This is a genomic window from Amycolatopsis halotolerans (genome assembly GCF_042647905.1).
GTDB classification, from domain to species: domain Bacteria; phylum Actinomycetota; class Actinomycetes; order Mycobacteriales; family Pseudonocardiaceae; genus Amycolatopsis; species Amycolatopsis halotolerans.
The window spans coordinates 34,894-61,600 of the sequence record NZ_JBHRWI010000072.1; the positions used below are offsets into that span (position 1 = coordinate 34,894).

26 protein-coding genes are annotated in these 26,707 nt (G+C 71.0%); 6 read left to right on the forward strand and 20 right to left on the reverse strand.

Going from position 1 to position 26,707, the window contains the following annotated elements:
• Positions 1–42 precede the first annotated feature (42 nt).
• From hemC to ACFORO_RS43230, 6 genes are all read right to left on the reverse strand, one after another.
• Positions 43–990 (reverse strand): hydroxymethylbilane synthase, encoded by a 948-nt coding sequence (gene hemC, locus ACFORO_RS43205; RefSeq protein ID WP_354746177.1) that lies wholly within the window; start codon positions 988–990, stop codon positions 43–45.
• On the reverse strand, positions 991–2,304 hold the full coding sequence (locus tag ACFORO_RS43210) for a glutamyl-tRNA reductase (protein ID WP_377871629.1): 1,314 nt from the start codon (positions 2,302–2,304) through the stop codon (positions 991–993).
• A gap of 1 nt (position 2,305) precedes the next feature.
• Positions 2,306–3,106, reverse strand: a complete 801-nt coding sequence (locus ACFORO_RS43215; protein WP_354746235.1) for a redox-sensing transcriptional repressor Rex — start codon at positions 3,104–3,106, stop codon at positions 2,306–2,308.
• 846 nt (positions 3,107–3,952) lie between these two features.
• The gene (locus ACFORO_RS43220) at positions 3,953–5,509 is read right to left on the reverse strand and encodes a molybdopterin-dependent oxidoreductase (RefSeq protein WP_377871630.1); all 1,557 of its coding nucleotides are present in this window, start codon (positions 5,507–5,509) and stop codon (positions 3,953–3,955) included.
• A 58-nt stretch (positions 5,510–5,567) separates the two neighbouring features.
• The gene (locus ACFORO_RS43225) at positions 5,568–5,783 is read right to left on the reverse strand and encodes a glutaredoxin family protein (protein ID WP_377871655.1); all 216 of its coding nucleotides are present in this window, start codon (positions 5,781–5,783) and stop codon (positions 5,568–5,570) included.
• Between the two features lie 34 nt (positions 5,784–5,817).
• Complete coding sequence (locus ACFORO_RS43230) at positions 5,818–7,323, reverse strand: AMP-binding protein (protein ID WP_377871631.1); 1,506 nt, start codon at positions 7,321–7,323, stop codon at positions 5,818–5,820.
• A 281-nt stretch (positions 7,324–7,604) separates the two neighbouring features.
• Here ACFORO_RS43230 and ACFORO_RS43235 point away from each other — a divergent pair, with 281 nt between their 5' ends.
• From ACFORO_RS43235 to ACFORO_RS43245, 3 genes are all read left to right on the forward strand, one after another.
• Positions 7,605–8,315: a sigma-70 family RNA polymerase sigma factor gene (locus ACFORO_RS43235; RefSeq protein WP_377871632.1), complete on the forward strand. Its 711-nt coding sequence runs from the start codon at positions 7,605–7,607 to the stop codon at positions 8,313–8,315.
• Between the two features lie 97 nt (positions 8,316–8,412).
• Positions 8,413–9,501, forward strand: a complete 1,089-nt coding sequence (locus ACFORO_RS43240) for a DUF5667 domain-containing protein (protein WP_377871634.1) — start codon at positions 8,413–8,415, stop codon at positions 9,499–9,501.
• A gap of 155 nt (positions 9,502–9,656) precedes the next feature.
• Positions 9,657–10,565 (forward strand): HAD family hydrolase, encoded by a 909-nt coding sequence (locus ACFORO_RS43245; protein WP_344288310.1) that lies wholly within the window; start codon positions 9,657–9,659, stop codon positions 10,563–10,565.
• Positions 10,566–10,569: 4 nt separating this feature from the next.
• Here the strand turns inward: ACFORO_RS43245 and ACFORO_RS43250 are convergent, their stop codons facing one another.
• Positions 10,570–10,977 (reverse strand): RidA family protein, encoded by a 408-nt coding sequence (locus ACFORO_RS43250; protein ID WP_377871635.1) that lies wholly within the window; start codon positions 10,975–10,977, stop codon positions 10,570–10,572.
• 71 nt (positions 10,978–11,048) lie between these two features.
• Between ACFORO_RS43250 and ACFORO_RS43255 the strand changes: the two genes are divergently transcribed.
• Positions 11,049–11,660, forward strand: a complete 612-nt coding sequence (locus tag ACFORO_RS43255) for a TetR/AcrR family transcriptional regulator (protein ID WP_377871636.1) — start codon at positions 11,049–11,051, stop codon at positions 11,658–11,660.
• A gap of 3 nt (positions 11,661–11,663) precedes the next feature.
• On the opposite strand, the gene ACFORO_RS43260 is transcribed toward ACFORO_RS43255, so the two are convergent.
• From ACFORO_RS43260 to ACFORO_RS43315, 12 genes are all read right to left on the reverse strand, one after another.
• Positions 11,664–12,692 carry a lysophospholipid acyltransferase family protein gene (locus ACFORO_RS43260; RefSeq protein ID WP_377871637.1) on the reverse strand — a complete coding sequence of 343 codons (1,029 nt, stop codon included), beginning with the start codon at positions 12,690–12,692 and terminating at the stop codon, positions 11,664–11,666.
• The gene (locus ACFORO_RS43265) at positions 12,689–13,735 is read right to left on the reverse strand and encodes an NAD-dependent epimerase/dehydratase family protein (RefSeq protein ID WP_354746159.1); all 1,047 of its coding nucleotides are present in this window, start codon (positions 13,733–13,735) and stop codon (positions 12,689–12,691) included. Before ACFORO_RS43265 ends, ACFORO_RS43260 begins: the two co-directional genes overlap by 4 nt.
• Before the next feature lie 261 nt (positions 13,736–13,996).
• Entirely contained in the window at positions 13,997–14,098 is a 102-nt protein-coding gene (locus tag ACFORO_RS43270) for a 30S ribosomal protein bS22 (RefSeq protein ID WP_007030867.1), read from the reverse strand.
• Positions 14,099–14,240: 142 nt separating this feature from the next.
• Positions 14,241–14,456, reverse strand: a complete 216-nt coding sequence (locus ACFORO_RS43275) for a helix-turn-helix domain-containing protein (RefSeq protein WP_033291067.1) — start codon at positions 14,454–14,456, stop codon at positions 14,241–14,243.
• A gap of 573 nt (positions 14,457–15,029) precedes the next feature.
• On the reverse strand, positions 15,030–15,842 hold the full coding sequence (gene proC, locus ACFORO_RS43280) for a pyrroline-5-carboxylate reductase (RefSeq protein ID WP_354746157.1): 813 nt from the start codon (positions 15,840–15,842) through the stop codon (positions 15,030–15,032).
• Positions 15,843–15,865: 23 nt separating this feature from the next.
• Entirely contained in the window at positions 15,866–16,696 is an 831-nt protein-coding gene (locus tag ACFORO_RS43285) for a thioesterase family protein (protein WP_377871638.1), read from the reverse strand.
• A 161-nt stretch (positions 16,697–16,857) separates the two neighbouring features.
• Positions 16,858–17,661, reverse strand: a complete 804-nt coding sequence (locus ACFORO_RS43290; protein ID WP_354746153.1) for a sugar phosphate isomerase/epimerase family protein — start codon at positions 17,659–17,661, stop codon at positions 16,858–16,860.
• A gap of 34 nt (positions 17,662–17,695) precedes the next feature.
• On the reverse strand, positions 17,696–19,405 hold the full coding sequence (locus ACFORO_RS43295) for a hypothetical protein (RefSeq protein WP_377871639.1): 1,710 nt from the start codon (positions 19,403–19,405) through the stop codon (positions 17,696–17,698).
• Positions 19,406–19,553: 148 nt separating this feature from the next.
• Positions 19,554–20,537 carry a Ppx/GppA phosphatase family protein gene (locus ACFORO_RS43300; RefSeq protein WP_377871640.1) on the reverse strand — a complete coding sequence of 328 codons (984 nt, stop codon included), beginning with the start codon at positions 20,535–20,537 and terminating at the stop codon, positions 19,554–19,556.
• 241 nt (positions 20,538–20,778) lie between these two features.
• The gene (locus ACFORO_RS43305) at positions 20,779–21,468 is read right to left on the reverse strand and encodes a response regulator transcription factor (RefSeq protein WP_344288160.1); all 690 of its coding nucleotides are present in this window, start codon (positions 21,466–21,468) and stop codon (positions 20,779–20,781) included.
• A complete protein-coding gene (locus ACFORO_RS43310; RefSeq protein ID WP_354746147.1) occupies positions 21,465–22,703 on the reverse strand; it encodes a sensor histidine kinase in 1,239 nt (412 codons plus the stop codon). Before ACFORO_RS43310 ends, ACFORO_RS43305 begins: the two co-directional genes overlap by 4 nt.
• Positions 22,704–22,853: 150 nt before the next feature.
• Entirely contained in the window at positions 22,854–23,732 is an 879-nt protein-coding gene (locus ACFORO_RS43315; protein WP_377871641.1) for an oxidoreductase, read from the reverse strand.
• A 74-nt stretch (positions 23,733–23,806) separates the two neighbouring features.
• Between ACFORO_RS43315 and ACFORO_RS43320 the strand changes: the two genes are divergently transcribed.
• A complete protein-coding gene (locus tag ACFORO_RS43320; RefSeq protein ID WP_377871642.1) occupies positions 23,807–24,433 on the forward strand; it encodes a DNA-binding response regulator in 627 nt (208 codons plus the stop codon).
• On the forward strand, positions 24,430–25,341 hold the full coding sequence (locus ACFORO_RS43325; protein WP_377871643.1) for a hypothetical protein: 912 nt from the start codon (positions 24,430–24,432) through the stop codon (positions 25,339–25,341). The genes ACFORO_RS43320 and ACFORO_RS43325 overlap by 4 nt, the downstream gene beginning before the upstream one ends.
• A 258-nt stretch (positions 25,342–25,599) precedes the next feature.
• Here the strand turns inward: ACFORO_RS43325 and ACFORO_RS43330 are convergent, their stop codons facing one another.
• Entirely contained in the window at positions 25,600–26,349 is a 750-nt protein-coding gene (locus tag ACFORO_RS43330; RefSeq protein ID WP_354746139.1) for a phosphoglyceromutase, read from the reverse strand.
• Positions 26,350–26,707 lie beyond the last annotated feature (358 nt).

Sequence of the window (26,707 nt, forward strand, 5' to 3'; positions counted from 1 at the left end):
CGCGGCTGTCGGGCAGGTCGTGCGGGTCGGTGACGGCTGGCGTCACAGGGCGGGGCCGAGCAGCGCCCCGGCTCCCAGGTCAAGCAGTTCGGCGGCCAGTTCCCGGCCGAGCTTCTCCGCGTCGCCGATCCCGGCGATCGCGGAAGCCCGCACCATGTCGACGCCGCCGTTCTCGCCTTCGACGGCAGCGGTGCCGCGCAGCGAGATGCGTTCCACCACCGCGCCCTCGTCGTCGAGGTCCTCGACGATCTCGGCGAGCGCGCCCACCGGCGCGCTGCACCCGGCTTCGAGCGCGGCGAGCAGAGCCCGTTCGGCCGTCACCGCGACCCGCGTGCTCTCGTCGTCCGCCGCGGACGCGAGCAGGTGCTCGACGTCCACGTCGGCGGCCCGGCACTCCAGCGCCAGCGCCCCCTGTGCGGGGGCGGGCAGCATCTGGATCGGGTCGAGGGTTTCGGTGATCTCGTCCACCCGGCCGACCCTGGCCAGTCCGGCACGCGCGAGCACCACGGCATCCAGCTCGCCGTCGGTGACCTTGCGCATGCGGGTATCGATATTGCCTCGAATCGGCACGATTTCCAAACCGAGACCCAGCGCGCGCAGCTGAGCCATGCGCCGCGCGGCCCCGGTGCCGACCTTCGCGCCCGGCGGAAGCTCGCCGAGGGTGAGGCCGTCGCGCGCGATCAGCGCGTCGCGCGGGTCCTCGCGGGGCGGCACCGCGGCCAGCACGAGGCCGGCCTCCGGCGCGGTGGGCAGGTCCTTGTACGAGTGCACGGCGACGTCGATCTCGTTGCGCAGCAACGCTTCCCGCAGTGCGGAGGTGAACACGCCGACCCCGATCTGCGAGATCGGGGCGCTGGAGAGGTCGCCGGGCGTGGTGACGGTGACGATCTCCACCTCCGCCCCGGTGGCGCGGATGGTGTCGGCGACGATGCCGGTCTGCGCGAGGGCGAGCTTGCTGCCCCGCGTGCCGATGCGAATGACTCTGGTCACTTACCGCTTCTTCTCGGTTTCCGGCGCTGTCGGGCTCGCCACGGCCGCAGGAGCCTGCGGGTCGAGGCAGAACAGTTCCCGCAACGCGTTGGCGTAGTCGGTGTCGGCCGTCTCGGCGGCCAGCTGCTTGACCCGCACCGTCGGCGCGTGCAGCAGTTTGTCGACCACGCGGCGAACCGTGCGGCCGACCTCTTCGCGAACCTGGCTGTCGAGTTCCGGCAGCCGGTTGTCCAGGCGGAGCAACTCCGCGTCCACCACCTCGGCCGCGCGCCTGCGCAGCGCGGTGACCGTGGGCGTCACTTCGGCACTGCGCTGTCCGGCGAGGTACTCGCGCACCTCGTCGAGCACGATGCCGTTGGCTTTGGCGGTCTGCCGCTCGGTGGTCGGGGCCCCCGCGTCGCGCATGCGGCGCTGGATCGTCTCCAGGTCGACCACGGTGACGTCGGCGAGGTCCGCGACCGCGACGTCGACGTCCTTGGGCAGCCCGAGGTCGCACACGACCAGCGGACGTCCCCCGCGCGCGGGCACGTGCCCGGCGAGGAACACCGCGTCCTGCGCCCCGGTGCACGCCACGACGAGATCGGCCTGCTCGACCGCCCCGGCGAGCGAGGACAGCGGCACCGAACGGGCCGGAATCCCCTCCGCGACGACCTTCTCGGCCAGCCGGGCGGCGTTGGCTTCGGTGCGGTTGGCCACGGTGATCTCGGCGATCCCGGCCTTGCGCAGCTGCGACGCGGCGAGCGCGCCCATCGAACCGGCCCCGACGATCAGCGCGTGCTTGCCCGCGATGTCGCCCGCGGCGGCCAGCGCCTCGGACACGACGGACGCGCCCAGCTGGTCGAGCCCGGTCTCGGAGTGCACGCGCTTGCCGACGCGCAGCGTGGTCTGGATCAGCTCGTGCAGCGTGCGGCCGACGGTGCCGGCGTCGCGCGCGGTCGCGTACGAGGAGCGGACCTGGCCGAGGATCTGCGTCTCGCCGACCACCATCGAGTCGAGGCCCGAGGCGACGGAGAACAGGTGCTCGACGGCCGCGCCCGCGTAGTGCACGTACAGGCTGTCGTACAGCTCGGCCGGCTCCATCCCGGCTTTGCGGGAGAGCACGTCCGAGACGTCGTTGACGCCGCCGTGGAACGTCTCCACCACGGCGTAGACCTCGATGCGGTTGCACGTCGAGACGAGCATGACCTCGCTGACGTGCTCCGCCTGCTGCAGGTCGTGCAGGACCTTGGTCAGCTCGTCCGCGGAGATCGCCGCACGCTCGAGCGTGCCGAGATCCGCACTGCGATGGGAGAGCCCGACCGCCAACACGCTCATTTCAGCGCACCACCATTCCGAGACCGCCGTCCGTACCGGCGCCGTTTCGTCCGCCGCTGCCATTGTCGGCGGCCCCGCCGGTTCCGGGTAACCCGGCATTCCCCTGGTTTTCCCCGGCGGACCCCGCGCTCGCCGCGCTGTCGGCGCGCCGGGCCACGTGGAACGAGAGGATCTGCAGTTCGACAGCCAGGTCGACCTTGCGGACCTCGACGTGTGCCGGCACCTGGAGCACTACCGGCGCGAAGTTGAGGATGCACTGGACGCCGCCCGCCACCAGCCTGTCGCACACCGACTGCGCGGCGGTAGGAGGTGTGGCGATGATCCCCACGGAAATCTCCCGTTCGGAGCACACGCGCGGAATGTCGTCCATGTGCGAGACTGGGAGACCCCCTACGGGGACGCCGATCAGATCGGGGTCGAGGTCGAAGAGCGCCTCGACCGGGAACCCGCGGCCGGGGAAGCCGCCGTAGTTCGCGAGCGCGTGGCCGAGGTTGCCGATCCCGACCACGGCGACGCGGTGCTGCCGGGTGAGGCCGAGGATCCGCTCGATCTGGCTGACCAGCACCTGCACCTCGTAGCCGACGCCGCGGGTGCCGTAAGAGCCCAGGTAGGAGAGGTCTTTGCGGAGTTTGGCGGAGTTCACGCCCGCCGCGGCGGAGAGTTCCTCGCTGGAGACAGCGGTGGTGCCCTGCTCGGCCAAGCCGGAGAGAATCCGCAGGTAGACAGCCAGCCGGGCGACGGCGGCCTCCGGAATCTGCTTCGCGCGGACCGCGGTGTCTTCCGCGTCAGAGACGGCGGGCATCTCGGCGGTCGGGGCGTTGTCGGCGTCCGGCGCGGGACGGGAGGTCCGGGCGGCGCGGCGGGTGCGGGGCTTGGCGTCGCTCTCCGCTGGGGTTTCGGCCTGGGCTTCGGCAGCGGCTCGGGCGGTCGCCCGGCTGGCGCGGCCGTTGCCGGACGCTGTGCTCGCTGCTGCGGACGCGGCGGCCCGGGTGGTCGCCCGGCTCGCGCGGCCGTTTCCGGAGGCGCGGCCGTTGCCCGCGGCGTGCTCGCCGCCACCAGCGACCTGGTCGTGCCCGGCCTGGCCGTTCTCGTGACTGGCTTCCGCCGAATTCCCGTTGCGCGCCAAGCCGTTCTCGCTCACCGTGGCGCGACGGCGACTTCCCGCGGCATGCCGTCCACCGGTCCGGCGCGCGGTCGGCGGGGCGGCTTCGGCGGCGTCGGATTCGTCGCGAGGAGGCGTGGCCGGCGGTTCGGCACCGCTGCGCCCACCCCGCTGTGTCACCACGCTGACTTCTCCTCAATCCGGCTTCGTGCCCGCGCTGTCCCCCACCTGCCTGTCCGGCAGTGGAAAACCAACTCTTGACCCCACGGCTTCCGTCCGGTTCGATGCCGGTCCTCGCGGGGACGGGTTCCTACGGTAGTCCACTTGTGAACGCATGCACAAAGTCACTGGTCATCCGCATGACCAGAAGCACAACCACGCCTGCCGGGACTCCAGGTCAGCACCGGGCGCCCACGTCCGTCGCGCGGCCTTCCTCGCTGTCCGTCAGGGGAACCCTGAGGAACTCTGAGTCCGTCAGGGTTCCCCTCACGAACAGCGAACCCCGCACGCGCGGCGGGGGGCCGGGCGGCGAAGCCCCGGGGTAGCTCAGGCCGCGGTGAACGGCACCGTGTGCCAGCCCGTCGCACCGTCCGGAACCGGGTCCGCGGGCCGGTCCGTCTGCGTGTAGCCGGACTGATCCGTGGCCCGCACCGTCACCGTGTGGCTGCCCGGCGGCACCGGCGCCTCGGCCCACCACATCCGCCACGTGTCCTTGTTGACCTCGGCCGAGAGCGTCGCCGGGATCCACGCGCCCTGGTCCACCCGCACCTCGACCTTCGCAATCCCGACGTGCTGCGCCCACGCCGTCCCCGCCACCCGGACCTTGCCCGCGCGCACCGACGTCCCGTCGGCCGGTGCGTCGATCCGCGATTCGGTCTTGATCGGGGCCTGCTCCGCCCAGCCGCGCTGCAGCCAGTACGCCTGCCGCGCGTCCCAGGTCGTGAACTCCAGGTCGGTGACCCACTTGGTCGCCGAGACGTAGCCGTACAGGCCGGGGATCACGATCCGCGCCGGGAACCCGTGCTCGACCGGCAGCGCCTCGCCGTTCATGCCGATCGCGAGCATCGCGCCGCGCGCCGGGTCCAGCGCGACGTTGGCGGGGGTGCCGCAGGTGAATCCGTCGACACTGGTCGCGTACATCTGCTGCGCGCCCGGCCGCACGCCCGCCGCGTTCAGCAGGTCGACCAGGTCCACGCCGATGAAGTTCGCGGTGGAGATCAGTTCGCCGCCGACCTCGTTGGAGACGCAGGTGAGCGTCACGGTCCGTTCCACCAGCGGGCGGTTCCGGATGTCCGCGTAGGAGAAGCTCACCTCGCGGTCGACCATGCCGTGGATCTTCAAAGCCCAGTCCTCGGCCCGCACCTGCGGCACGACGAACGCGGTGTCGATCCGGTAGAAGCTCCCGTTCGGCGTGATGAACGGCGGCGACCCGAGCTTGTGGAAATCCGCGTCCGGCGGCAGCGGCGGAGCCTTCCGGGCAGCGACCAGCGGCCCGACCGAAGCGCGCGAGCCAGCCGCGCTGCCGGTGGTCGACACGACCTCGCCGACGATCGCCGCGACCCCCGCACCGGCCGCGATTCCCGCGCCGCGCTGCAACACCTGCCGACGGCTAAGTCCTTGTCGCAGTTCGGTTTCCGGCGGTAGCGCGCGTTTGTGCAGCCAGCCGAACACCAGCAGCGAAGCGCCCAGCGCCAGTACCGGAGCCAGCAACGCGAGCTGTCCGACGTCCGTGCGCTCGAACACCGCGAAGATCCCGAACGCGCCGACCACGACCACCAGCAGTTGACCCGGCAACGGACGGCTGCGCGAAAGCTGTCCGGCAAGCACCGCGAAACCCAGCAGGACCACGGCCAGGCCGATCTTCAGCACGGTCTTGTCCGCGGTCCCGATCGTCTGCTCCGCCCACACCACGACGGCGTGCGGGCTGTGCGCGATCACGAAGTCCGCGACCGCGACGAACGGCGACGCGTTGTACCCGACGAATCCGGCGACCAGATGTCCGACGCCCAGCGCGACGGCCAGCGAGACCAGGCCGATGAACGTCGCGATGCCCAGCGACAGGCGCGGCCGGACGGCCGGCGGAGCTTCTTTCAACGCACTCACCCCACCATCTTCGGCGGGTCCGGCCCCTGCGGGCCCGTTGAAAGCGCTTACGGGTTGCTTACCGCAGCGCCGCGCGCAGCCGTTCTTCCTCGACGCGCCAGTACCCGTGCTCGATCCCGTCGATCAGGATCACCGGGACCTGGTCGCCGTATTCGGCCTGCCATTCCGGGTCGCTGTCGACGTCCGCGGTCTCCCACGGCACGCCCAGCTCACCGCAGATCCGCGCGACGTCCGACTCGGCCACCTCACACAGGTGGCACCCTTCGCGGCTCATCACGGTCACTTTGTGCACGGAGCCAGCCTAAACGTCAGCGCAGCTTCAGCCGCCGCAGCTTCCCTGTCGCCGAATGCGGCAGCGTCTCGGCGAATTCGACGGTGTGCGGCACCTTGTACCCAGCCAGATGCGCGGTGCACTGGTCCACCACCTGCTGCTCCGACAACGACGCGCCTTCGGCAGGCACCACGACCGCCTTCACCGCTTCGCCGCTGCGCTCGTCCACCACGCCGACGACGGCGGCCTCAGCCACTCCAGGCAGTCGCGAGATCACTTCCTCGACCTCGTGCGGGAAGACGTTGAAGCCGTTGACGATGATCAAGTCGTTCGCCCGGTCGACCAGGTGCAGGTCGCCGTCGGAATCGAGATAGCCGACGTCGCCGGTCCGGAACCAGCCCTCGGCGTCCGGGCCGTGCGCGCCGTCCGGCCAGTACCCGGAGAACAGGTTCGCCCCGCGCACCGACACCAGCCCGGTGCTGCCGCCCGCCTCGAAGATGTCGTCTGGTTCTTCGGGGTCGAGCGGCAGGTCGTCTGCGGACCCGTCGGACTCCACCAGCCGCAGTTCGATCCCAGGCAGCGGCCGCCCGACCGATCCTGGCTTCGGATAGCCGGTGACCAGCGTGGACGTCACCACCGGCGCGCATTCGGTAAGCCCGTAGCCCTCGTACACGTCGAGCCCGGTGGCCTCGCGGATCGCCGCGAGCACCTTCGGATGCAGCGGCGCGGCACCGGACGTCAGCCGTTTTACCGTCGCCAGCCCGCGGCTCAGCTCCTCGGTTTCGAGCGAGGCGAATTCGTTGTACATCGCGGGCACACCGGTGATCGCGGTGACGCGATGTTCGGCGCAGTCTTCGAGCGTCCGGCGGGCTTCGAAGCGTTCGGACAGCACCAGCGTCGCGCCGACCGCGGTCGCCATGAGCAGCCCCGGGCCAAGGCCGTAGACGTGGAAGAGCGGGATCGACACCAGCACGCGGTCGTCGTGCTCGGTCACACCGTCCACTTGGGACAGTTGATCGAGGTTCGCGAGCAACGCCCGGTGCGACAGCAGCACTCCGCGCGGCGGACCGGTCGTGCCGGAGGTGTACGAAATGACCGCGATGTCCTCGCCGGAACGACTGAGGTCGACCGGTTCGCCCGGCTCGTCGCTGCGTGGCGGCAGACCGGCGATGCCCTCGGGCAGTTCGGCGTCGTCGCGCTGCACCACGCGTTTCGCGCCGCAGTGCTCCAGCAGCCGCTCCAGTTCGGGTGCGGGGGCTTGCGGCGACAACGGCACGGCGATTCCGCCCGCGCGCAGCACCGCGAACAGGGCGACCGCGAAGTCAGCCGACGTCGGGAGCCGCAGCACCACCGGGTCGCCCGGCGCGACGCCAGAGGACACCAGGCTGCGTGCCTGCGCGTGCGCGGCTTCGTCGAGCTGTCGCCAGGTCAGCGTGCTGCCCGTGCCCGTCTCGGTGATCGCCGTGCGCTCCGGCCAGCGGCTGGCCGCATCGGCGAGCAGGCCGGCGACGCCGTGGGCGGTGCTGATCCGGTCCACCCCCACCCCTCTCGTTCCGTTGCGGATTCGTCATCTTGTCACCCGTAATGGGGATGCCGCGCGATCGTCGCACCTCTGCCTGACCGGGACACTACCTACTTCGCGGTAACAACACGTATGCTGCACTGCGTCGCCGGGTGGCGTTGATCACTACCGGGTGACCCGACCAAGGGAGTCGTCGTGCCGAAGCCGCCGGTCCACGAGGAAGTGGGACACGCGCCGCGGCACGCCTTCGCGCCCTCGGGCACTTGCCCGGCAGCACCAGGGACAGCCGGAGGTGCCGCTCGATGACCCGTCCGATCACCCTGTACGCCACCGCACACCGCGGGCCGGTCGCGATGTTCGCCGACCGCGTGTTCGGCTCGGCCGCGGCCGCCGTGCCGCTGCCCAAGGCGGACGCCGAACCGGATCCCGCCGAGGTCGCCAAGGCCGAGGCGTGGGAGCTGGTGCGGGCCGCGCAGGCGGGCGACTCCTCCGCGTTCGGCCAGCTCTACGACCGATACGTCGACGTCGTCTACCGCTACGCGCTCTTCCGCCTCGGCGACCGCGACCTTGCAGAGGACGTCACCAGCGAGACCTTCCTGCGCGCGCTGCGCCGGATCACGTCGGTGAGCTACCAGGGCCGCGACGTCGGCGCGTGGTTCGTCACCATCGCCCGCAACCTGATCCTCGACCACGTGAAGTCCAGCCGGTTCCGGCTCGAGGTCGTCACCGACGAGGTCGCCGAACCGGGCGGCGTGCCCGGCGGACCGGTCGGCCCGGTCGCGCAGGCCGGGCCCGAACAGCAGGCGATCGCGGGCGCGACCCGGACCGAGCTGCTGCGATGTGTCGCCGAACTCGGCGACGACCAGCGCGAATGCATCGTGCTGCGGTTCCTGCAGGGGCTCTCGGTCGCCGAGACCGCCCAGATCATGGACCGCAACGAGGGCGCGGTGAAGGCGCTGCAGCACCGCGCGGTCCGGCGGCTCGCGCAGCTGCTGCCCACCGGCCTGCGTTGATCGTTCAACGATCAGCCGTAACTTTTTCGGCTTCTTAATCGTTTCTCACGCAGACCGGCGGTCAGGGCCGGGCGTTGGGTGGAGACGGAGCAGCACCGTGGGCGTGCCCGGGTGGTTTTCGCGTGGTCGGACCGAGAGCGAACGGTTCGACGACGCGATCAATGCTTCCCCCGGACAGCGGCCGGACGAGTTCGCCGAAGAGCTGGCTCTCGTCGGTGCCCTGCGCGAACTGGGCCAAGCGGGCGACCCCGACCCAGCCACCCGGGCCCGCATCCGCGCCGAGATCGAAGGCCGCATCGGCGAACCGCTTCCCCGCCGACGCTGGCGGCCGCGAATGGCCGACCTCGCCGCCGCGGGCATCGCGCTCATTCTGGGCTTGGGCGGGCTCACGCTGCTGCTTTCGCGAGACGCCTTGCCCGGGGACGCGCTGTACAGCGTGAAGCGAGCCGGCGAAGTCACCTCGCTCGGCCTGACCTTCGGCGACGAAGCCAAGGCCGAGAAACATCTGAAGTTCGCCGCGAACCGCGTCACCGAACTGAGCCGGATGAGCGACGCCAGCCCGGCTGCGTTCCAGACCGCCTTGCACGATTTCGGCAGCGATGTCCGCGCGGGCGTGGCCGAACTCACCGAGCTGGCGACCACGAACGGCAACCGCACGCGGCTGGCGTCGCTGGAATCGTGGGCGCAGAGCCAGTCTCGGCAACTGGAATCGGAACAGGCCGACGTCCCGGAGTCCGCCCTCTCGGAGTTCGAGCAAGCGCGCCTCCTGCTCGACCGGGTGCGGCAGCGGACGTCCGCGCTGGGCTCGCGGCTGAGCTGCTACCAGATCACCACCGGCACCACCGACGAACTGGGCCTCCTCCCGGCGCGCGGCGCGTGCACCCAGCAACCGCTTTCGCCCGGCGGCTCCACTCCGAGCAGCCCGCCGCCCGCTGCCGGGTCGAGCGTGCCGCCGACGGACTCCCCGCTGCCGGTGCGCTCGGTGTCCTCGCCGACGCTGAGCAGCCCGAACCAGCCGACTCCGACGCCGACCTCGACGGACGTCCCGCGCACGGCGACCCCGCCGAGCGTGTCCCCGCCGATCACCGCCCCGACGCCGCCGCGGATCCCGACCCGGCCCGCTCCCCCGCCGGTCGTCTCGATCCCGCCGCTGCTGCCCGGCCTGCCGCCGATCGTCATCGGCTGACTGTCCGCGACGTAGATCACTCTCGAGCGCGGTGATCGGGGCGGGTGGGCAACCCCTATCGGAGGCACGGGCCACATCTCCAACGGGTGAGTCGAGCGGTCGCTACCCTGTCCTGCAGGACCCGGTCGGCGTCGTCCGCCGGGACGTGCCCGAACCTGGAGGCGGTGTGCGTGTCAGCTTGGCGTGGCAAGGATAAGAGTCAGGAACTCGAGCGGCTCGCCACGCTCGCCGGCGAGGCGTCGGCCGAGGCGGCCTCGTCTTCGGCGCAGCTGGCGACGTCGGTTCCGCCCGCGCCACCGGACCTCACCGCGGGCGCCTTCTTCGACGTGGACAACACGATGATGATGGGCGCGTCGATCTTCTACTTCGCCCGCGGCCTCGCCGCGCGCAAGTTCTTCACCTCCGCCGACCTCGCCGGTTTCGTGTGGGACCAGGTCAAGTTCCGCATCGGCGGCCGCGAGAACAAGGCCGACATCAAGACCCACCGCGAGCGCGCGCTGTCCTTTGTGGCCGGTCGCACGGTCGAGGAGCTCACCACGATGAGCGAGGAAATCTACGACGAGCTGATGGCGGACAAGATCTGGTCCGGCACCCGCGCGCTCGCGCAGATGCACCTCGACGCGGGCCAGCGCGTGTGGCTCGTCACGGCGACGCCGATCGAACTCGCCGCGATCATCTCCCGCCGCCTCGGCCTGACCGGCGCGCTCGGCACGGTCGCGGAAACCAAGGACGGCGTCTACACCGGACGCTTGGTCGGCGACATGCTGCACGGCCGCGCGAAAGCCCACGCGGTCCGCGCGCTCGCGTCGCGGGAAGGCCTGAACCTCAAGCGCTGCACGGCTTATTCGGATTCGCAGAACGACGTGCCGATGCTGTCGGTCGTCGGAACCGCGGTCGCGGTGAACCCGGACAGCGGCCTGCGCGACGTCGCCCGCGCCCGCGGCTGGGAGATCCGCGACTTCCGCACCGGCCGCAAGGCCGCCCGGATCGGCGTCCCGTCGGTGATCGGCGCGGGTGCGGTCGCGGGGGCGGTCGCCGCGGGGATGGCGTACCGCCGCCGCTGAGGCTTCAGTCCAGGACCGCGGTTGCTTCGACCTCCACCAGGAGGTCCGGCTCCGCCAGGAACGCCACACCGATCCCCGTCAACGGGGCCTGGATGGCGACGCCCAGCTTCTTCTCCGCGCGCTGCACGCCCTCGACGAACTCGCCCATCTTCTCCGGCGACCACTCGACGAAATACACCGTCAGCCGCGCCACGTCGGCAAAGGTGGCACCCACCTCGACCAGCGCCGCGGCCACGTTCAGGTAAGCCTGCTCGACCTGCGCGGCCAGATCCCCGTCCCCGACGTGCCCGCCGTCGGCAGTCCGTGCCACCTGCCCGGCGATGTATACGGTCCGCGAGCCGGTCGCGACGGACACCTGGCGGTAGAGGCCGACCTGCGGCAGCGCAGCCGGGTTGACCAGGGTGACGGCCATGTTTTCCTCCTGAAGCCGGGAAAGATCATCGGTTCTTCAAACATAGCATTGCAATGCTATAGAATGCCGCCATGGCGAGGGCGAAGGATCCGGCAGTGCGCACCTTGCTGCTCGAACGGGCAGCGCAGATGCTCCGCACCCGCGAACCGATCACCCTGCGCTCGCTCGTGGCCGGGACCGGGGTGTCGACGATGGCCGTCTACACGCACTTCGACAACATGGACGGCCTCTGGAAAGCCTTGCGCCAGGAGGGTTTTACCCGCCTAGCTCACCGGATGGCCGAGGTCCGCCAGTCCGCCGATCCGGTACGCGACCACGCCGCGCTGATCTCCGCGTACCTCGGCAACGCGCTCGACCACCCCGACCTGTACCGCGTGATGTTCGACGCCAACTTCGAGCTGGAAGACGCCCAAGCCGCTGACGACACCCTCGAATACCTGGTGCAAGCCGCCGCCCGAGGCCGCGACACCGGCCGGTACCGCGAAGGCCTCGACGCACTCGAACTCGCGACGCAAAGCTGGGCCATCGCACACGGCCTGGTCTCGCTGGTCGCAAACGGTCCCTTGCCGCGCACCACACTCGATCACGGCGCGCCCTTGCTGACCGCGCTGTTCGTCAGCGTCGGCGACGAACCTCAGCGCTGCGAACGCTCAGTGCGCCGCGGCTGGCACCTGCCCGGCTGAAACTCAGCCGCGGAAAACGCTGCGCCGCTGGGAAAGCCTGCGGTACAGCGAATGCTGGATCGACTCCCGCACCTGGTCGGTGAGCGTGAACACCAGCATCGGATCGTCGACCGCGTCCGGTCCGTAGTCGTCGGTGCGGATCGGCTCGCCGAACTCGATGGTCCACTTCGTCGGCAGCGGCACCGCGCCGAGCGGGCCCAGCAGCGGGAAGAACGGCGTGACCGGGAAGTACGGCAGCCCGAACAGCCGCGCCAGCACCTTCAGCTCGCCGATCTTCGGGTACGTCTCCTCGGCCCCGACCACCGACACCGGGATGATCGGCACGCCCGCGCGCATCGCCGCGGACACGAAGCCGCCGCGGCCGAAGCGCTGCAGCTTGTACCGCGCGGAGAACGGCTTCCCGACGCCCTTGAACCCTTCGGGCCACACGCCGACGAGCTCGCCGTTGGTCAGCAGGCGTTCGGCGTCGGCGTTGCAGGCGAGCGTCTGCCCTGACTTGCGCGCGAACGACCCCACCAGCGGCAGCTTGAACACCAGGTCCGCACCGAGGCCGCGCAGATGCCGCCCGCCGGTCTCGTCGTGCACCGCGACCGCGGTCATCAGCGCGTCGAGCGGCAAGGTGCCGGAGTGGTTGGACACCAGCAGCGCGCCGCCCGCCTTCGGCAGGTTCTCGACGCCGAACGTGTCGACGCGGAACCACTTCTCGTACAGCGCGCGCAGCGGCGGCAGCACGAGCGTCTCGGTGAGCTCGGCGTCGAACCCGAACTCGTCCACCGCGTAGTCGCCGGTGAGCCGGTGGCGGAGGAAGGTGAGCGCGCTCCGGACCGACTCCGACAACGGATCGGCCGCGGGTTCGCGCACCGGACCGGACGGCTGCGCCGGGAACTCGACGACGGGCGCGTCCACGCGCTCCTCGGCCTGCTCCGGCGCCTCGGCCGGTTTCTCCCGGCCGGGTCCATGCAGCGGGATGACCTGTGCCTCAGCACCATTCACGGGATTCGCCTCACTTCCGGCCCTCGTCGCGTGGTTCATCGGCGCGCCTGCCCGGTGGCGGCGGCCTCGAGCACTTTCCCGGCCAGCCCGGCCAGTGCGCCGCCGTCGAGCACCGGGCGCAGGCCGCGGCCGGCCACGTAATCGTCGAACGCCTCGCGGGTGGTCCAGCGGGGCGTGTACCCGAACTCCTTCTTGAGCTTCGTGATGTCGACCGCGCGGCCGAAATTCAGCAGCCGCACCTGGTCGGCGGAGAAATCGACCAGCCGGGCCCCGCGCAGCAGCTTCCCGACCGACGGGACGACGCCGCGCGGCATCGGCAGCCCGACCCGGCCCGCCCGGCGGATCGCCTGCGACAGCGTGAGTACCCCTTCCGAGGCGACGTTGAACACGCCCGGCCGGTCTTCCAGAGTCGCCATTTCCAGCACCGACAGCGCGTCTGAACCGTGCAGGAGCTGCAGCCGGGAGTCGTACCCGAAGACCGTCGGCACGACCGGCAGCGAGAAGTACCGGGCCAGCACGGTGTCGACCTCGGGGCCGATGATGTTCGCGAACCGGGCGAGCGTGATGGTCAGGTCCGGGCGGCGGCGCGCGAGGCCGCGCACGTAGCCCTCCATCTCCACCGCGTCCTTCGCGTAACCGCTGGACGACGGCGGGATCAGCTCCGAATCCTCGGTGAAGACCGCCTGCGAACGCGCGCCCGCGCCGTACACCGCGGCGCTGGACTTCACGACGAGCTTGCGCACCTTCGGCGCGCGCTGGCACGCGGCGAGCAGCCGCATGGTGCCGATGACGTTGACTTCCTTGACCGCCGCGCGGCGGCTCGGCCCGGCCGGATGCGCGGTGCACGAGGTGTGCACGACCGTGTCCACCTCGGCGCTGCTGATCACCTTCGCGATGAGCGGATTGCGGATGTCGGCGCGCACGAACTCGGCGCGGCCCATCCGCTGCTGGACGTCCTTGGCGGGCGGCGCGGTGTCGACGCCGATCACCCGTTCAAGATCCGGATGGGCTCCGAGCCGGGCGAGCAGCTTGCCGCCGAGGTCGCCGGCGACCCCGGTGACGAGCACGATGTTCGAGGCCATGGAACTCCCTGATCGGCAGCAGTGTGCAAGACGGAGTGATCACTCGGGGTGCGCGAACCTGCACTCGCTGGAAGCATCGCGCTGATGCGCCCGCCATGTTACCGGCCGCAGGCACCCTTCTGACCAGGGCTTACCTCGTTTTTACGAGGGACGTCCGGATTGCGATACGCGCCTCACTCGATCGGGCGTACTCGGGCCCGAACATGAGTGTGGCCCGTCCAGAGACTGGACGGGCCACGAAACCTCAACCGCGCGGACGGCTCACTTGCCGGCCTTGCGCCGCTGCACGCGCGTGCGGCGCAGCAGCTTGCGGTGCTTCTTCTTGGACATGCGCTTGCGGCGCTTCTTGATCACGGAACCCATGGGCGCTCCTCTTGTCGTCGGTCACGCTGCCCGGCGCAGCGTCCAACGGGTGGAGCGCACAGGCACGAGCGGTTCACCAGGCTACTAGCGTCCCGGCGCGGGCCGGTCGGCGGGCATGGTTTGACGCATGCCCGGCGACCCGTCAGCCCACGTCGAAGTAAGCACCCTGCAGATACTCGTGCACCGCTTTTTCCGGCACCCGGAAGGACTTCCCGACTCTGACCGCGGGAAGTTCGCCCGAATGCACCAGGCGGTACACGGTCATCTTCGAGACCCGCATCAGCGTGGCCACTTCGGCGACTGTCAAAAACTGGACCTGCCCTACCGCGGGCAAATCCTCCCTCTTGTTCGGCGACATGTTTACCGCGTCCTTCGACACGTGTCGCGCCACGAGGCTTCCCCACCTGTGGTATCGACACGCACGTGCTCTTCCGAGGGTAGCGGGACAGGTGGGACTCGTGCGACGCCTGTCACCAGGATGGGCTCTCACCTGGGGCTTCGGATAGCCCAGACGGCCCAGCAGTGTCCGGTTCGCCCGATTCCGTCATTCGCCCCGCTGCAGCAGCATCGGCACTGAACGGACCAGAGGACTCGCCCGCGCCGCCCCGCGATCACTGCGCCGAAGCACCCCACGCCCACCCCGCAGCGAGCCAAGTGCGCTCTGCCGAGGTCCGTGGCTCGGTTCCCGCGAAGGTACGTGAGGGGAACCCTGAGGGAATCTGATTCCCTCGGGGTTCCCCTCACGTACCTCGACCTCGCGACCAGCGCGCGCCAGGCCCGGCGACGAGGGCGAGAACCCTCGCACGTGGCTGGCAGAAGCGCCCCAATGTGGCGTTGGGTGCGCGGGATGCGCCCAATGTGGCGTTCGGTGCGTCGCATGCACCCAATGTGGCGTTGGGGCGGTCTGGGCGGCGGGTGACCAGGCGGGTGATCAGTTTTCGTGGGCGCGGCCCAGCTCCTCGGAGCGGTCGCGGGCGGCCTCGATCGCGTCGAGCAGTGCCGCGCGCACGCCGTGCTTCTCCAGTTCGCGGATCGCGTTGATGGTCGTCCCGGCCGGGGACGTCACCGCCTCGCGCAGCAGCACCGGGTGATCCTGGCCCTCGGCGAGCATCTTCGCCGCGCCGACCGCCGACTGGATGATCAGCTGCCCGGCGAGCGCGCGCGGCAGGCCGAGCAGGATGCCCGCGTCGATCATGGCCTCGACCAGGTAAAAGAAGTACGCCGGACCCGATCCGGACAGCGCCGTCACCGCGTCCTGCTGCCGCTCCGGCACCTCGACGACCTGGCCGACGTGCGACAGCAGCTCCTTGACCGTCGCGACGTGCGCCGGCGTCGCGTGCTTGCCGGGTGAGATCGCACTCATCGCCTCGCCGACCAGCATCGGGGTGTTCGGCATCACGCGGACCACCGGCACCCCCGAAGCGAGCCGGCGTTCGTACAGCGCGGTCGGCAGTCCCGCGCACAGTGAGACGACCAGCGACGCCGTCCCGAGCAGCGGGGCCAGCTCGTCCAGCACCGGCTCGATGTCCTGCGGCTTCACCGCGACCACGACGATGTCCGCCTGCCGGGCGGCGTCCGCGACAGTCGCCGCCTTCATGCCCGGGTAGCGCGCCTCAAGCTCGCGCGCCCGCTCCTCGTACCGCTCGGTGAAGAGCAGGTCGCCTGGCTCGTGGCCGCCGTTGAGCAGGCCCGACAGCAGGGCTTCGCCGATCTTTCCCGCACCCAGCACCGCGATCACACTCATGCCGCCAGCGTGCCAAACGCAGCTCAGCCGCCCGGTGCCGGGGCGAGCGCCAGCTGCCGCACCTGCGCGACGAGCCGGCCTTGCGCGTCCACGACGGTGGCGTCCGAGTCGAACCACGGCTCGTGCACCGACCGCGCTTCGACGAGGATCCGCAGCCAGCCCGGGGCCGGGCGGGTGCGCAGCAGCGAGGTCAGCTGGACGGTCGGGGCCCAGCCGTGCCTGCCGAGGTTCGCCACCACCGGCGGGTTGAGGTCGCCCGCCAGGAGCGCGAAGTACACGTCGGGCTGGCCGGCGCGCGGACGGGCCCACATCCGCAGCCGCGGCGGGTCTCCGGTCCGTCCGGACACGAATCCCGCGGTCGCCGGATCGAGTCGCACGTCGCAGGCGGCGGACAGGTGGAACGGGCCTTCCGGGGTGTCCTTGCCGAGCTGTAGCGCGCTCGACGGCGGTTCGGCGGGCATCTGCGGCAGGTCCGTCCATTCGGAACGGCGCATCGGCAGCCGGCCGACCGTGACCCGCGCCTCGACGCAAGCCCGGCCGCGCTGTTCGAGCGAGACCGCGACCACCGAAACGCGGCGGCCGACCTTGCGCACATCGGTGCGCAGCAGCACCGGGCCGAGCGCGGGCGCGTGCAGGAATTCGGTGCTCACCGCGAGCGGTTCGACCGTCGCGTCCCCGCGCTCGTGCAACGCGGCGGCTGCGGTTTTTGCCAGCAAGGCCACCAAAAACCCGCCGTGCGGATGGACCGCGATCGCCCATTCCGAACGCAACGTCGCGGTGAACGTGCCGTCCCCGAGCGACCGGACTGCGGTGGCCGCGTCGAAAGCGGTCGCGGTGTCGTCGGCCGCGCTCACGGACGACCGGCCACGGCGATACGGCGCGTGGAACCGGGTCCGGGGAAGACTGGAGACGGCGATGGCAGCGAGGTCACGCCCGCACTTTACGGTGCCCGGCCGCCTTTGCGAGCCGAGCCGGGCAGGGACCGCCCGGACAGCCGAGCAAGATCACCCGCGGATCACTGCCCGAGATGCAGGCGGGCGAACAGCAACGCCTCCGCCAACGCCCGGGCCCGCGCCGCCGCCCCCGTCGCGTGCCGGGTGTTGACCTCCAGCACCACCTGCCCGGAAAAGCTGTCACTCACCAGCTTTTCCAGCAATTCCGCACAAGGTTGCCCGCCATGCCCCGGAATCAGGTGCTCGTCCTTCGGAATTCCCGTCCCGTCCGCCAAATGGACATGGCTCAGCCCGGCCCCCATCCGGTCGGCCAGTGCCAGCGCGTCCATCCGCGCCGCGGCCGAATGCGACAGGTCCAAGGTGTAGTGCCGGAATCCGACATCGGTGGGGTCGATGGAGGGCCGGAAGGCCGACACCCGCGCGTCACGCGAGCCGCCGGGCGGGCGGACCTTGAACATGTTCTCCACCGCGACGTCGACGCCGCTCGCGTCCTCGAGTTCGTCCACGAGATCGCCGAACGCGTCGCCGTAGCGGCGCTGCCAGCGGAACGGCGGGTGCACCACGACCGTGCGCGCGCCGAGTTCCAACGCGGCGTCCACGGAGCGGCGCAGGCGCACCTCGGGGTCCGGCGACCAGATCCGCTGCGTGATCAGCAGCGACGGCGAATGCACCGACAGCACCGGCATCCCGGTGCGCCGCGACCAGCGCCGGATCGCCGAGACGTCCTGGCTGATCGGATCGGCCCACACCATGACCTCGACGCCGTCGTAGCCGAGGTCCGCCGCCAGCTCGAAGGCCGCGCCCGCGCGCAGCGGCCACACCGAGGCGGTGCTCAAACCCACGGGGACGGGCGCGCTCTCACTCACGCGCCCATCCTGCCCCAGCGGCCTCGGCGGCGGGCTACTTGGCCACCAGCAACAGCGCCGCGGGCGACACCGTCACCACCAGCCCGACGAGAATCGCCAGCAGCGTCGTCTGCAGGTCCTCGGCGCGGCGGATCTTCCGCACGATCCAGACCAGCGCGACGATCACCAGCAGCGCGCCCACGAGCGCGGCGGGCGCGAGGTTGACCCACAGCCAGTTGAAGCCGAGCCACACCGCGGCGCCGCCGACGACGCCCAGCGCCAGCTGTCCGGCCAGCGTCAGCCACTGCTTGCCCGCCGAAACCGCGGGTTCCGGCTCGGCCTCCGGCGCGTCCTCGGCGACGGCTTCCTCGGGGTAGTCGTCGTACTCGTCGCCTTCGGCGTAGCCCTCGGCGTGTTCGTAGCCTTCGGCCTGCTCGTACCCGTAGCCGTCGTCGCCCTCGAAGTCCGGCTGGCCCTCGGGGTAGCCCGACGGCTCGGCGAACTCGCGCTCGTACTCGGACAGGTCGTCCTCGACCTGGTCCTTGCCGCCCGGCGCGAACGGCATCGGGGCCGGGTAGCCCGCGGTCGGCGGGCCTGCGTCGTAGTCCGCGGCGGCGGGCGGGTACTCGTCCTCGTAGCCGTCGTCGACGTAGTCGTCCTCGGCGTACTGCGCGGCCGGTTCCGGCTCCGCACCAGCGGGCGGGACGGCCGGCATCATGCCGACCTCGGTGTCCTCCAGTTGCTCCGCCTGCCGACGCTGACGCCAGCCCGCGAGACCCGCTGGCGGCGCGTCTTCGGCGACGCCCTCGGCGGGCAGGCCGTCGACCGCGTCGAACTGCTCGGTGTGCGGCTCCTGCTTCGGCGCCGGACGGCGGGCCGGAGCGCGCCGCGGCCGGTTGGGAGGAGCGGCCGGAGCGCCGGGAGCCGGGAACGCGCCGCTCGCCATCGGCGTCGCGGGCGGTTCCGGGGAATCGCCGTCGAGACCGTCGAGCCGGGCCGCGAGGCCACCGTCCGGCGGGGGCGGCGGAGCCTGCGGGGCCGGGCGGCGGCGGACCGGCGGCACCGCGCCGCGGGTCTCCTCGCCGCCTGCCGGTGGCCCCTGCGGACGCGGCGGACGGCCGCGCGGCGGCACCGGCATCTGCCCGGATTCCTGCGGCGGCGCGGGCGGACGCACGTAGCCCGAGTCCTGCGGGGCGGCGGGACGCAGGTAGCCGGTGCCCTGCGGACCAGGACCGGCCGCGGGCGGCGCGGGGCGGGCGAACTGGCCCGACTCCTGCGGCGGCGTGGGCGGGCGCACGTAGGCCGAATCCTGCTGGCCGTTGCCCGGCCGCGGGTACTGGCCGGACTCCTGCGGCGGCGCCGGGGGACGCGCGTAGCCGGAGTCCTGCTGGCCGTTCACCGGGTACTGGCCCGACTCCTGCGGAGCCGGGTACTGCCCGGAGGGCTGCTGGCCGGGACGCGGGTACTGACCCGATTCCTGCGGCGCGGGCGGAGCAGGCGGCGCGGGTCGCGGAGCCGCGTCCGGACGGCGACGGCCGCCCGGGGGACGCGACGGAGGCGGCGGGGTGCCGCCCTCGGAGGCCACCCGGTCGATGATCGCCTGTGGTCCGGTGTCGGTGAGGTTCGAGCGCCGCGGGGCGGCCTCGTCCTCGTCATCGGCCGCCCTGCGCCTGCGTCGCCGTGCGCCGTCGACCTGCTGCCCGTGCTGGGCGAGCAGTTCCGCCACGGTCTTCTGGGGCTGGTCGCCGCCGGTCTGGTCCGTCATACCGTGCTGTCCAAAGCGCGCTCGGGGTTGGTTGTGGTCACTCGGGCACACCTGCCTCCGGAGCCGCGCGCAATCGACACCGTGCAGTGCATGTCCGTCACCTCTTCACCGTGCCTGGTCCTCGTCGGCCAAGTCCAGTCCGCTGCTGTCACCGGTCCTCCCCGCTCGCCGAAACGCCGGCGACGGCAGTACCAGTTTCGTCCGCCCCGTTGGCGTGGTCCAACCGCCGCAGGATGACACCCTCTCGCAGCGCCCAGGGGCAAATCTCCAACTCGGTGAGGGAGAGCGCCCGCATCGCGGCCTGCGCCACCAGCGCACCCGCCACGAGCTGGTGCGACCGGCTCCCGCTGACGCCTTCCAGCTGAGCCAGATCCGCGGCGGTCATCCGCGAAATGAAGGCGATGAGCTGGCGAAGGGCAGTGTCAGTGAGCGTACGGCGCACGCGGGGGCCCGCCGCCGAGGGGGCCGCACCGGTCAGCCGGGCGAGCGAGCGGAACGTCTTGGAGGTCGCCACGACCCGGTCCGGCATGCCCTGCCCGGCGACCTTCTTCGCGAGCCCGGCGAGCTGGTCCTCGAGCCAGGCCGACGTCGCGACGACCTCGGAGCGGGTCGGCGGGTCGTTGCGGAAGCGCGTGCGGGTGGTGCGGCCCGCGCCGAGCGGGAGCGATTCGGCGAGTTCCGGTTCCTCGTCGCGGCCCATCGCGACCTCGAACGACCCGCCGCCGATGTCCAGCACCAGCAGTTTCCCGGCCGACCAGCCGTACCAGCGGCGCACCGCGAGGAAGGTGAGCCGCGCCTCGTCCGCACCGGAGAGAACGCGCAGGTTGACGCCGGTTTCGGCGGTCACCCTGGCCAGCACCTTCGCGGAGTTCTTCGCCTCGCGCACCGCCGACGTCGCGAACGCCAGCACGTCCTCGCAGCCGAGCCGCACGGCCGCGGCCCTTGCCGATTCGACCGCCCGGACCAGGCCGTCCTCGCCCGGGCGGCTCAGCTCGCCGGAGCCGGTCAGCTGCTCGGCCAGCCGCAGCATCGTTTTCTCGGAGTGCATCGGGGTCGGGTGGGCGCCACGGTGGGCGTCGACCACGAGCAAGTGGACGGTGTTGGAACCGACGTCGAGTACCCCTAGGCGCACGAGGATTCAGCGTACCGGTCCCAGTGCCAGGTCTCGAAACTGTAACCAACTCCACTCGGATCAACATCGACTCAGCGTGCGCGATCCGGCACCGTGCGCGCACCAAACCGCCCCAATGCCACATTCGGTGCATGTGACGCACCCAATGTGGCATTCGGTGCGTCAGATGCACCCAATGCCACATTGGGGCGCAACCGTCCCCGACAACCCGGCGGACCCCTCAATCCGCCGGGGAAACCGCTCAGGTCTCGAACTTGTAGCCGAGCCCGCGCACGGTCACCAGGTGCCGCGGCGAACCCGGGTCCGGCTCGATCTTCGAGCGGAGCCGCTTCACGTGGACGTCGAGGGTCTTGGTGTCGCCGACGTAGTCCGCGCCCCACACCCGGTCGATGAGCTGGCCGCGGGTCAGCACCCGGCCGACGTTGCGCAGCAGGTACTCGAGCAGGTCGAACTCCTTGAGCGGCAACGAAACCTCGCCGCCGTCCACAGTGACCACGTGCCGCTCGACGTCCATTCGCACCGGTCCGGCCGACAGCACCAGCGGAGCGAGTTCGCCGTCCGTGCCCGGCTCGCCGCCGCGGCGCAGCACCGCGCGCACCCGCGCGATCAGCTCGCGCGCCGAGTACGGCTTGGTCACGTAGTCGTCGGCGCCGAGTTCCAGCCCGACGACCTTGTCGATCTCGCTGTCGCGCGCGGTCACCATGATCACCGGCACCGCGGAACGCTGCCGCAGCTGCTTGCAGACGTCGGTGCCGCTCATCCCGGGCAGCATCAGGTCGAGAAGCACGATGTCGGCGCCGTTGCGGTCGAACTCCTCAAGCGCCTGCTGGCCGGTCACAGCCACCGCCGCGGTGAAGCCTTCCTTGCGCAGCAAGAAGGCGAGCGGGTCGGCGAAGGACTCTTCGTCCTCGACTATGAGAACCCTCGTCACAGGTTTCCTCCATGGTCTGGGCTGGAGACTTCCTGCCCGGTTGCCACGAGCCGGGGTGTCCGCTCGGGGGTCTTGTCCGGCCGCGCGGGCGCGGCCTTGCGTGCGGTGTCGGCGGGTTCGGTGCGCACGTGCGCGGGGATGCGCAAGGTGAACGTCGACCCGGTGCCGGGACGGCTCCACAGGCCGACCGAACCGCCGTGGTTGGCCGCGACGTGTTTCACGATCGCCAGTCCGAGGCCGGTGCCGCCGGTGGCGCGCGAACGCGCCTTGTCCGCGCGGTAGAAGCGCTCGAAGACGCGCTGCTGCTCGTCCTCGGCGATGCCGATGCCGCGGTCGGTCACCGCGATCTCGACCATGCCGTCGGCGAGCCTGCGCGAGATCGACACCGGGCTGCCCGGCGACGAGTACGCGACGGCGTTCTCCAGCAGGTTCGACAGCGCGGTGACCAGCAGCGTCCGGTCGCCCTCGATGAGAAGGCCGCTGGCCGCGTCGGTGGTGATGGTGATTTCGGCGGATTCCGCCGACAGCGTGGTGCGCCCGAGCGCCTCCCGCACGACGGCGTCGACCTCGACCACGTTGAGGTCCGGCAGCCGTTCGGCGCCCTGGAGGCGCGACAGCGCGATCAGCTCGGTGACGAGCTGGCCGAGCCGGGTGGATTCGCGCAGGATCTTGCTGCCGAAGCGGCGGACCTCTTCGACGTCCTCGGCGGCGTCCAGCACGGCCTCGGTGAGCAGCGCGATCGCGCCGACCGGAGTCTTGAGCTCGTGGCTGACGTTGGCGACGAAGTCGCGGCGGACCGCTTCCAGCCGGATCGCCTCGGAGTGGTCGACGGCCTCGACGACGGTGAACCCGTCGCCGAGCGGCCGGACCTCGCCGAGCACCGCCTCGGGCTGGCGGCGGCCCCGGCTCTCCAGCGGCGAAAGGTCGACCTCCATCGGCTCGTCGGTCTCGACCACCTGTTCGGCGGCCTTGCGCGCCCGCGGGTCGGCCTGGTTCACCCGGACCAGGCCGAGCTCGTACGCCCGCGGGTTGTGCAGCACGAGGTCGCCGAACCGGTTGAGCACGATGACGCCGTGGTTGGAGGAGCGGATCAGCCTCATCAGCAGCTCCGCGACGGTGGGGCCGGTGGGCCGAGCCGCCTCGCGCCGGGCCCTGGCCCGTGCCGCGAGGAAACCGGCGACCGCGCCGACGGCAAGAGAGCCGATGGCCGTCAGCAGGACAACAGGCGTGGTCACGAGGGAATCGTAAGCATCCCGGTAGCCTTCCGGCCTAGTCCTGGAAGCCCTGTCGTGAGGCGAGTGACATCTGAGGGGTACATATTCGCCTCGGGGTCAGGCCCTGTTCACCCGATCGAGATGTTTCGGCAAAATCGGCACGCTTGGCGTTCAGCGCGCATCAAGGGTTTTGAGGTCCTCGTCGGTCAGCTTCAGCGCCGCCGCCGCGACGTTCTGGTCCAGGTGAGCGGGGTCACTCGTGCCCGGAATCGCGAGCACGTGCGGGCCCTGCGCGAGCGTCCACGCCAGCCGCACTTGAGCGTCCGTCACCTTGTGCCGCCGCGCAACCTCGGCGACCCGCTCGCCCGCATCGGACTGTCCACTCGCGACCGCGAAGAACGGCACGAACGCCACGCCCTGCTCGCCGCACAGCCGCAGCAGTTCGTCGTCCTCGCGGCGGGCGGACAGGCCGTACTGGTTCTGCACGCACACCACCGGCGCGATCGCCCGGGCCTCGGCGAGGTGCTCCGCGTTGACGTTCGAAATCCCCAGCTCGCCGATCAGCCCCTCGGTGCGCAGTTCGGCCAGCGCGCCGAAGTGCTCGGCGAGCGAGCCGGTGCCGCGGTCCAGGCCGGTGCCGATGCGCAGGTTGACGACGTCGATGTGCTCGCGGCCGAGTTCGCGCAGGTTCTGCTCGACCTGGCCGCGCAGCTCGTCGGGACGGGCGAACGGCCGGAACTGGCCGGATTCGTCACGGGACGGGCCGACCTTGGTGGTCAGCACGAGGTCGTCGCCGTACGGCGCGAGCGCGGCCTTGATCAGGGCGTTGGCCGACCAGGTGGCGCCGAAGTAGAACGCCGCGGTGTCGATGTGGTTCACGCCCAGTTCGACGGCTCGGCGCAGCACGGAAATCGCCCGGTCGGCGTCGATCGGCGCGGTCGGGTCGAGCGTGCCGCCGAGCCGCATCGAGCCGAAGCCGAGCCGGTTCACGGTGCGGGAGCCGAGCTGCCAGGTGCCCGCGGCAGCGGCGGGAAGTGTCGTTTCGGTCATGTCTCCAGCCTGCTTCCCGGTCAATCCCGGCGGCGTGTTTGGCAGCAAGCTGCCAACGCAGGACACTGGATGACGTGCCCCGAGCCGAGGAAATCGCGAACCTGCGCGACGAGCGGGAACTGGTCGAGCGCGCCGGGCACCTGCTCGCCGGCGCGGACGAGTTCGCCTGCGCCGCGAACGACCTGCACACCTGGTCCGCGATGCAGAAGTTCGCCCAGGAGCTGCCGAAACAGCGGAAACTGCGGATCCGGAAGGTCTATCTCTCGCGGGTGCTGCTCGACCCGCACGGAGCCGAGCACCTGCGGACGCTGCACCGGCTGGGCGCGGAAGTCCGGATCAGCGACCACGAGATCAACGAGACGATCCTGCTCGACGGCCGCGTCGCCATCCTCGCCGACGGGCCCGGCTACAGCGTCGTGAGCAAACCGGATCTGGTGCGCGGCATCTCGTCGCTGTACGAGGCCGCCTGGCGCTCGTCGACCGCGTTCGAGGCGTACGAGACGCGGTTCGCCGAACTGCGTCAGTACACGCCGCAGCTGCTCGACCTGCTGTCTTCCGGCTCCACCGACGAAAAGGCGGCCCGGGAGATGGGCGTCGGGCTGCGGACGTACCGTCGGCGGGTGGCCGAATTGATGGATGTACTGGGTGCGACGTCGCGGTTCCAAGCGGGTGCTCTCGCGCGGGAGGCGGGCCTGCTGTGAGGCGCGCTGTCCTCGCCGCGGCCCTGCTCACCGCCGGTTGCAGCGGAGCTGTGTCCGGGCAAACCGCACCGCCCGCGCCGCCGTCCGCGCCCGCTCCCGCGAATGTGGCCTATGTGGACGCCAAGGCGACTAGCGACGCGGTGTCCGGCATCAAAAAGGCCGTGGAGTCCGCGTTCACCTACGACTCCACGAAACCGGACGAGGTCGCGAAAACCGAGCAGCAGTACCTGACCGGCGCGGCCCGCGCGCAGTTCGACAAGACCTTCGCCGAGGTCCGCACCGAGCCGGTGAGCACGCAAACGCAGGTCGTGGAAACCGGATTGGCCGAGCTGACCCCGGACCACGCGCGGATGCTGGTGGCGGCCACGCAGCACAGCAAGCGTCCCGACGGAGCCACGAACCAGGCAGGCGCGCTCATGCTCGTCACCGCGGTCCGGACGAACAGGCACTGGCTGTTGCAGGACTTGAACTTCGACCCGCGCGGCCCGATCGCTTCGGCCGCCGCTCCGGCGAAAGGCCTTGCCGCGAATAGGGATTCCGCGGTCGAGGCGGCTCGCCGGGACGGCGGGATCCTGATGACCATCGACCCGCAGAACATCGACGCGAACTACACGGCCTGGGAGAACGTCGCTGCCGAGCCGCTGCTGACGGAGTTCAAGAAGAGCCGCCAGGAGACCGTGGACCAGATCAAGCAGACCGGGAAGAAGGCAAGCTACGGCCCGGATTCGACGGCCGCGCTGACCGAACTCAGTCCCGACGGCACGCACGCGTCGGCGGTGCTGGCCGCGCTGCTGACGACCAGCGGCGGCCAGAACCCCGGCGAAAACCGGCTGCCGGTGCACCTCGACCTCGTGCGGCAGGGCGACGAGTGGAAAGTGTCCGGAATGAAGGCGATCTCCGGGTCGTGAGCGACGTTCCCGGCTCTGACCGGCGCTGACCGGCGCCAGCACTCACAAGCCAGCCGGTAGCCGCGGGCACTCTCGGCTTCCGCTGGCCGTCCGTGAGGGGAACCCTGAGGGACTCAGAGTCCCTCAGGGTTCCCCTCACGGACGTGCCCACAGGACGGGACGCGGCCGGGCGAGCAGGGGGCGCGACGCGGTTCGTAGGCAGCCGGAACACTGTGCGCCTCACCGGGACCAGCACTCACGACCCGAGCGCGCAGGGCCTCAGCGGCCCTGGTTCGCGACCGCGGCGGCGGCGTCCTTCGCCGCCTCCGGGTCCAGGTACTCGCCGCCCGCCTTGACCGGCTTGAGGTCCGGCGTCAGGTCGTAGCGCAGCGGGATGCCGGTCGGGATGTTCAGCGCGGCGATGGCGTCGTCGGAGATGCCGTCGAGGTGCTTCACCAGCGCGCGCAGCGAGTTGCCGTGCGCGGCCACCAGGACCGTGCGCCCGGCCCGCAGGTCGGGGACGATCGCCGACTCCCAGTACGGCAGCAGCCGGGCCACGACGTCCTTCAGGCATTCCGTCAGCGGGGCCTGGTCGCCGAGGTCGGCGTACCGCGCGTCGCCGGCCTGGCTGTACTCGTCCTTGGGGTCGATGGCGGGCGGCGGCGTGTCGTACGAGCGGCGCCAGAGCATGAACTGCTCCTCGCCGAACTCGTCCAGCGTCTGCTTCTTGTTCTTGCCCTGCAGCGCGCCGTAGTGCCGCTCGTTGAGCCGCCAGTCGCGCTTGACCGGGATCCAGTGCCGGTCGGCGGCGTCGAGGGCGATGTTCGCCGTGCTGATCGCCCGGCGCAGCAGCGACGTGTGCACCACGTCCGGCAGCAGCCCCGACTCGGCGAGCAGCTGCCCGCCCTGGCGGGCCTCTCGCTCGCCGGTCTCCGAAAGGGGCACGTCCACCCAGCCGGTGAACAGGTTTTCCGCGTTCCACGTGCTCTGTCCGTGCCGCAGCAGCACCAGGGTCCCAAGTTCGGCCATGGCCACCAGCCTGCCAGAGCGGGCGAGCGCTGCCAGTAGTGCGTCCACCCCTCTACCCAGAGTGCGTTACCCGGGAGTAACACCTTCACCCGACGCGCAGGCGGGTTGCCGACAAGCAGGCCAAAGAGTGCAAGATGCTGCACACCGTTATCCCCGTCAGTGAAGTTCACTCGAACGGAGTAACCAGTAGTCTTGTGATTACTGGTCGACATCTGACAGGTTGGGCATGTCCCGCTCAGCCGGATTCCACGCACTCCCGGCTGATCACGGGCAGTGACCGCGGCTCGTCTCCCCCCTGCCGAGCCGCGGCCCGCCGGCCCCGTTGGCATCCCCCTCGTCACCGGGTCCAGCAGGCGGG

What these genes read in the sequence shown, in the direction of transcription:
- ACFORO_RS43210 (WP_377871629.1), bottom strand. Translation starts at nt 2,304, where the DNA reads ATGAGCGTGTTGGCGGTCGGGCTCTCCCATCGCAGTGCGGATCTCGGC.
- ACFORO_RS43215 (WP_354746235.1), bottom strand. Translation starts at nt 3,106, where the DNA reads ATGCCCGCCGTCTCTGACGCGGAAGACACCGCGGTCCGCGCGAAGCAG.
- ACFORO_RS43225 (WP_377871655.1), bottom strand. Translation starts at nt 5,783, where the DNA reads ATGAGCCGCGAAGGGTGCCACCTGTGTGAGGTGGCCGAGTCGGACGTC.
- ACFORO_RS43235 (WP_377871632.1), top strand. Translation starts at nt 7,605, where the DNA reads ATGACCCGTCCGATCACCCTGTACGCCACCGCACACCGCGGGCCGGTC.
- ACFORO_RS43250 (WP_377871635.1), bottom strand. Translation starts at nt 10,977, where the DNA reads ATGGCCGTCACCCTGGTCAACCCGGCTGCGCTGCCGCAGGTCGGCCTC.
- ACFORO_RS43255 (WP_377871636.1), top strand. Translation starts at nt 11,049, where the DNA reads ATGGCGAGGGCGAAGGATCCGGCAGTGCGCACCTTGCTGCTCGAACGG.
- ACFORO_RS43260 (WP_377871637.1), bottom strand. Translation starts at nt 12,692, where the DNA reads ATGAACCACGCGACGAGGGCCGGAAGTGAGGCGAATCCCGTGAATGGT.
- ACFORO_RS43265 (WP_354746159.1), bottom strand. Translation starts at nt 13,735, where the DNA reads ATGGCCTCGAACATCGTGCTCGTCACCGGGGTCGCCGGCGACCTCGGC.
- ACFORO_RS43270 (WP_007030867.1), bottom strand. Translation starts at nt 14,098, where the DNA reads ATGGGTTCCGTGATCAAGAAGCGCCGCAAGCGCATGTCCAAGAAGAAG.
- ACFORO_RS43275 (WP_033291067.1), bottom strand. Translation starts at nt 14,456, where the DNA reads ATGTCGCCGAACAAGAGGGAGGATTTGCCCGCGGTAGGGCAGGTCCAG.
- proC (WP_354746157.1), bottom strand. Translation starts at nt 15,842, where the DNA reads ATGAGTGTGATCGCGGTGCTGGGTGCGGGAAAGATCGGCGAAGCCCTG.
- ACFORO_RS43295 (WP_377871639.1), bottom strand. Translation starts at nt 19,405, where the DNA reads ATGACGGACCAGACCGGCGGCGACCAGCCCCAGAAGACCGTGGCGGAA.
- ACFORO_RS43315 (WP_377871641.1), bottom strand. Translation starts at nt 23,732, where the DNA reads ATGACCGAAACGACACTTCCCGCCGCTGCCGCGGGCACCTGGCAGCTC.
- ACFORO_RS43330 (WP_354746139.1), bottom strand. Translation starts at nt 26,349, where the DNA reads ATGGCCGAACTTGGGACCCTGGTGCTGCTGCGGCACGGACAGAGCACG.